The organism is Actinoplanes sp. NPDC051633, assembly GCF_040681735.1.
Taxonomy (GTDB): Bacteria; Actinomycetota; Actinomycetes; order Mycobacteriales; family Micromonosporaceae; genus Actinoplanes.
On record NZ_JBFAZH010000509.1, the window covers coordinates 1 to 5442 of the forward strand.

5 protein-coding genes and 1 pseudogene are annotated in these 5442 nt (G+C 70.6%); all 6 read right to left on the reverse strand.

Annotated features, from left to right (window positions below; translation table 11 throughout):
• Nucleotides 1-395 (reverse strand): annotated as a pseudogene (locus AB0M20_RS25230) (hypothetical protein); the annotation flags it as partial.
• 90 nt (nucleotides 396-485) lie between these two features.
• Complete coding sequence (locus tag AB0M20_RS25235; RefSeq protein ID WP_364302149.1) at nucleotides 486-1463, reverse strand: Gfo/Idh/MocA family oxidoreductase; 978 nt, start codon at nucleotides 1461-1463, stop codon at nucleotides 486-488.
• A gap of 62 nt (nucleotides 1464-1525) precedes the next feature.
• On the reverse strand, nucleotides 1526-2527 hold the full coding sequence (locus AB0M20_RS25240; RefSeq protein WP_364302151.1) for an ABC transporter permease: 1002 nt from the start codon (nucleotides 2525-2527) through the stop codon (nucleotides 1526-1528).
• Nucleotides 2524-3483, reverse strand: a complete 960-nt coding sequence (locus AB0M20_RS25245) for an ABC transporter permease (protein ID WP_364302153.1) — start codon at nucleotides 3481-3483, stop codon at nucleotides 2524-2526. The genes AB0M20_RS25240 and AB0M20_RS25245 overlap by 4 nt, the downstream gene beginning before the upstream one ends.
• The gene (locus AB0M20_RS25250) at nucleotides 3483-5015 is read right to left on the reverse strand and encodes a sugar ABC transporter ATP-binding protein (protein ID WP_364302155.1); all 1533 of its coding nucleotides are present in this window, start codon (nucleotides 5013-5015) and stop codon (nucleotides 3483-3485) included. Before AB0M20_RS25250 ends, AB0M20_RS25245 begins: the two co-directional genes overlap by 1 nt.
• Before the next feature lie 39 nt (nucleotides 5016-5054).
• A partial coding sequence (locus AB0M20_RS25255; RefSeq protein WP_364302157.1) for a substrate-binding domain-containing protein occupies nucleotides 5055-5442 on the reverse strand: 388 nt, incomplete at its 5' end.

A 5442-nucleotide genomic window follows, 5' to 3' on the forward strand; every position in this document is an offset into this window, starting at 1 on the left:
CAGTAGGACTGCACCTGCGGTATCCGGCCGAGCGGCGCCGGCACGACCATGCTGACGCCGGATGCGCCGGGCAGGCGTTGCCGGTTGACGTTCGCGGTGGTGGCCGCGAACTCGGACGCCTCGAGCTCGCCCTGTGCGCCGAGCGCCGCCGCCAGGTCGGCCAGGAAACCGGTGTAGCGGCGCAGCTCGGCGGCCACCAGCGTGGACACCAGCGATGTCTGCTGGCTGAGCGCCCGGTGGACCCGTTCCCGGTCGGCGTGGCGCAGTGCCGCGGTGGCCAGCATCGTTCCACTCAGTCCCAGCGTGATCACACACACCAGCAGCCACGCCGATCGGCGGCTTCGCGATGACGAAGCGGCGTCCGTCGGCGTGACCTTGCCCGCGCGCCCACGCACGTTTGCGACGTTACGCCCGCCGCCTGCTCGCACGGGGCGTTTCCGGCAAGCCCGGCTTCGGTCCGAGGCGGCGATCCGAGCGCGGCCGCGTCATTCCACTGTCGACACCCGGACGCCGTTCTCGAAAGCCGTGATGACCGCGTCGGCGAGAGTCAGCGCCCGCCGTCCCGCACTCATCGGTACCGGCGGCGGTCCGCCGGCTCGCAACGCGGCGAGCAAGTCGTCGACGTGCCGGTCGAAGGTGGCGTGGAAGCTGCGGTCGGTGTCGTTGAAGTACCCGGCCTGCCAGACCTGGGCGGTCTCGTCCCCGGCACGCTGGAAGCTGTATCGGCGCACGGTGTCGTTGATCAGGATGCGACCGGCGCTGCCGTTGAGCTCGACCTGATGGGTGTCCTGGTAGGCGTAGGACGAGTCGTACGAGCCGACCAGGCTGCCGACCGCGCCGTTGACGAACCGGGCCCCGACGACGAGCGTCGACCAGCCGTGTCCGCTCGGCTCGGCGAGCTGCGCCACGACCGATTCGATCGGGCCGCACAGGTGCTCCAGCAGGTCCAGCCCGTGACACTGGGTCTCGATGAGGTTGGCGTGCGGATGCCGGCTGGTGCCGGGCTCACCACCGAAGCGCCAGGTGGCGAAGGTGAGCCGACCCAGATCACCGCGTTCGACGGCGGCCGCCGCGAGGCGGACGGGTTTGGCGTACCGGTGATTGAAGTTGATCCCGACGAACAGGTCGTGCCGGACCGCTTCCGCCACCAGCGTCTCGGCCTCGTCCGCCTTGAACACCAGGGGTTTCTCCAGCAACAGCGGCACTCCGGCCCGGATCAGCCGCAGCGTCGGCTCGTAGTGCCGCTCGTTCGGCAGGCAGACCGTGACCAGGTCGGGCCGGCTCCGTTCGAGCATCTCGTCGAGGTCGACGTAGGGCGCGGCGCCGAACTCGGCGGCTCGTGCGGCGGTCCGCGCCGGGTCGCGGCCGACGACGGCGACCAGGGAGGTGTCGGCCCGGCCGGCGAACAGTTCCGCGTGCTGACGGCCCCACCACTCGCCGGTGCCGACGACGGCGACCCGCACCGGCGCCGTATCCGGTGACACCCGGGGCCGCACGACCCCTGGCGCGTATCGTGCCGCAGCGTTCATCGCATCCTCCGGCGGGTGAGACGGGACTGGATCAGTACGACGACGACCAGGAACGTGCCGCTGACCACCTGCTGGTAGTAGGAGGACAGCGTGCCGACCTGGTTGATCAGGTTCTGGATCACCTTGAGCAGCAGCACGCCGGCGAGGGTTCCGCCGAGCGAGCCCGCGCCGCCGGTGAGCAACGTGCCGCCGATGACCACGGCGGCGATCGCCTCCAGCTCCCGGCCCTCGCCGATGGTGGGCAGGCCGGACTGGGTCTGCGCGGCGACGAGCACACCGGCGATGCCGGTGAGCAGCGCGCTCAGCACGTACACCAGAACTCGGACCCGGGCGACCGGCAGGCCCATCAGCTCGGCCGCCTCCTGGTTGTCGCCGATGGCGAACGCGGCCTGGCCGAACCGGGTCCGGTTGAGGACGATGACGCCGGCGGCGAAGACGATCAGCGCGATCCAGACCGGTGCGCTGAGCCCGAGCCAGCGTGCCTGGCCGAGCCGGGTGAGGGTGAGCTCGGCCGGAATGATGTACACCGTGTTGCCCTCGTCGGCGACGGCGAAGGCCAGGCCGCGGGCGAACAGCAGGGCGGCCAGCGTGACGATGAACGGGGCGATCCGTGCGCGGCCGATCAGCAGCCCGTTGACCAGGCCGATCAGACCGCAGACGGCCAGGGGCAGCAGCACCGCGGTGAGGGTGCCCCAGCGGGAGGCGTACGCGGTGAGCACCCCGCTGACCGCGAGCAGCGACCCGACCGACAGGTCGATCCCGCCGCTGAGGATGACGAACGTCATGCCCGTCGCGATGAGCAGCAGGTACGAGCTGTCCAGAGCGATGTTGCCCAGGTTGCGCCCGCTGGCGAAGCTGTCGCCGAAGACGAACGATCCGGCGACGAGCACCAGGACGAGCACGACGGGCGTGCCGGCGCGTTCGGGACGCCACCACAGTCGCCCGGTGACCATCTGCCGGCGGGTCTCCCGGGCGGTGGAACTCTCGACGGCCGTCATGCCCGGCTCCGTCCACGCTGGACGTAGACGGCGGCGGCGATGATGCATGCCTGGAGCATGCGGGCCGTCGAGTCCGGCAGATCCTGCTGGATCACGGTCGCGGTGATCAGCTGCATCAGCAGAGCTCCCATCAGCGTGCCGAGGATGCGGACGCGGCCGCCCGACAGCGGGGTGCCGCCGACGACGACGGCGGTGATGGCGCTGAGCTCGATCAGCAACCCGACGGAGGACGGATCGCTCGCGCTCTGCCGGGCTGTGCTGAGCACCCCGGCGGCAGCGGCCAGCAGTCCACTGATCACGTACACGGTGATCAGGGTGCGTTTGACCGGCAGGCCCGCCATGGTGGCCGCGGCGCGGTTGCCGCCGATCGCCAGCAGCCGGCGACCGAACGCCGCCCGGTGCACCGCGACCACCGCCGCACCGGTGACGACGAGCACCAGGAGCGCGCTGATCGGGATGCCCAGAACCGACTGGTTGCCCAGGGCGCCGAGGACCGGGTCGAACAGCTCGGTCAATCGGCCGTCGGCGAGCACCAGGGCCAGCCCCCGGCCGGCCACCAGCAGGCCGAGGGTGGCGATGATGGGCTGTATGCCGGCGAAGGCGACCAGCGAACCGTTGACCGCGCCGACGACGGCGCCGGCCAGGACGGCGATGACGATCGCCGGCCAGCTGCCGTATCCGATGTACAGCGGCAGCAGGGCGGCACTGATCGCCATGGTGGATCCGACCGACAGGTCGATGCCTTCCGACGCGATGACCAGGGCCATGCCGACGGCGACGATCGCCACCGGAGCGACCTGGACCAGTTGCAGCCGGAGGTTCGCCACGGTGGCGAAGTTCGGCGTGAAGGCCAGGTTGAACAGCAGGATCAGCCCGATCGCCAGATACACCCCACCCACCTGCAGGAGGCCGAGGATATCCGGGCGGTTCGACCGGACGGTGCTGACGTCGAGCATCAGGCGCCTCCCTCGTCCTGCGAGGCCTGCGCGATGGCGTGCATGATGTTGTCCTCGCCGACCTCGTCACCGCGCAGCGTGCCTACGACGGCGCCGTCACGCATCACGAGCACCCGGTCGGCGCCCTCGACGATCTCCTCGAGCTCGGAGGAGATGAGCAGCACGCCCAGGCCGAGCCCGGCGAGTTCGTCGATCAGCGCCTGGATCTCGGCCTTGGCGCCGACGTCGATCCCGCGGGTCGGCTCGTCCAGGATCAGCACCTTGGGTGACAGGCACAGCATCCGGGCCAGCAGGACCTTCTGCTGATTGCCGCCGGACAGCTCCCGGACCTTCTGATCGGGGCTGGACATCTTGATCCGCAGCCGCCTGACGAAGGTGGCCACGATCTCGTCCTGCCGGGTCCGGGAGAGGAGCCCGGCGGTGGTGAGCCTCGGCAGCGCGGCGAGGACAATGTTGTCGCGGACGGACAGTTCGCCGACGATCCCCTCGGCCGCACGGTCCTCGGGCACCATCCCGATGCCGCTGCGGATGGCGGCGGCCGGGTTCCAGTGCCGCGCGGAGGCGCCGTCGACCCGGACCGATCCGGCGTCCAGCGGATGCGCGCCGAAGATGGCCTCGGCGGTCTCGGTGCGGCCCGAGCCGAGCAGTCCCGCTAGGCCCACCACCTCGCCCGCGTGGACGTCGACATGGACGTCGTCCAGCAACGGCCGGCGGGTGAGTCCTTCGGCCTGCAGCACCCGTGGGCCGGTAGCGTCGCGCTGAACGTCGGTGAACGTGGTCGCGCCGTGCCGGCGGACCTCGTCGACGTCCCGGCCGAGCATCGTGGCGACCAGCCGCAGCCGGGTGGTGCCGGCGACCGGCCCGGTGTGCACCCGGTGGCCGTCCCGCAGGACGGTGACCCGGTCGCATATCCGGAAGACCTCGTCGAGCTTGTGCGTCACGTACAGCACCGCGACGTTCTGACGGCGCAGCAGGGCGACGACGTCGAGCAGCAGGTCCACCTCGCGGGGCTCCAGCGACGAGGTCGGCTCGTCCATGATCACCACGCGGGCGTCGGTGGAGATCGCCCGGGCGAGGGCGATCATCTGCTGTACGCCGAGACCCAGCTCACCGGCCCGGCGCCGGACGTCGACGGTGATGCCGTAGCGCAGCAGGACCTGCCTGGCGTCGCGGTGCATGCGGCGGAAGTCCACGAGACCGAGCCGGTTCACGGGCTCCCGGCCGAGGTACAGGTTGCCCGCGACACTGCGCATCGGCACCAGGTTGATCTCCTGGTAGATGGTGCTGATGCCGGCGGCCTGGGCCTCGCGGGGGCCGTTGAAGGCCGCCGGCTCGCCGAGGTAGCGGACCTCGCCACCGTCCGGCCGGTAGACCCCGGTGACCAGCTTGATCAGGGTGGACTTGCCGGCGCCGTTCTCGCCGATCAGTGCGTGCACCTCGCCGGGGTGCAGCTCGAGGGAGACGTCGGCGAGGGCACGGGCACCGGCGAACTGCTTGCTCACCGCGCGTACGTCGAGGACGGGTACGGTCATCGGAGCTCCGGGATGTCAGTACGCGTTGGCGAGGGGATGTCAGTACGCGTTGGCGAGCTCGGACCGGGCGTTGTCCTTGGTGTACTCCTTGTCGGAGATGATCGTCTTCTCGGCGACGCCCTTGCCGCTGTAGAAGTCCTCGAGCGCCTGGAAGGCGAGCGGCCCGAAGCGCGGGTTGCTCTCGATGACCCCGTCGATCCAGCCGTCGAGGATGCCCTGCACCGCGCCCTTGGTGCCGTCGATCGTGACGATCTTGACGTCACCGGCCTTCTTGTTGGCGCCCTTGAGCGCCGCGACCGCGCCGAGCGCCATCTCGTCGTTCTCGGCGTAGATGGCGGTGATCCCGGGGTTGGCCGAGATGAGTTGCTCGGTGACCTTCTGGCCCTTCTCCCGGGTGAAATCGCCGGTCTGCTCGGCGACGACCTTC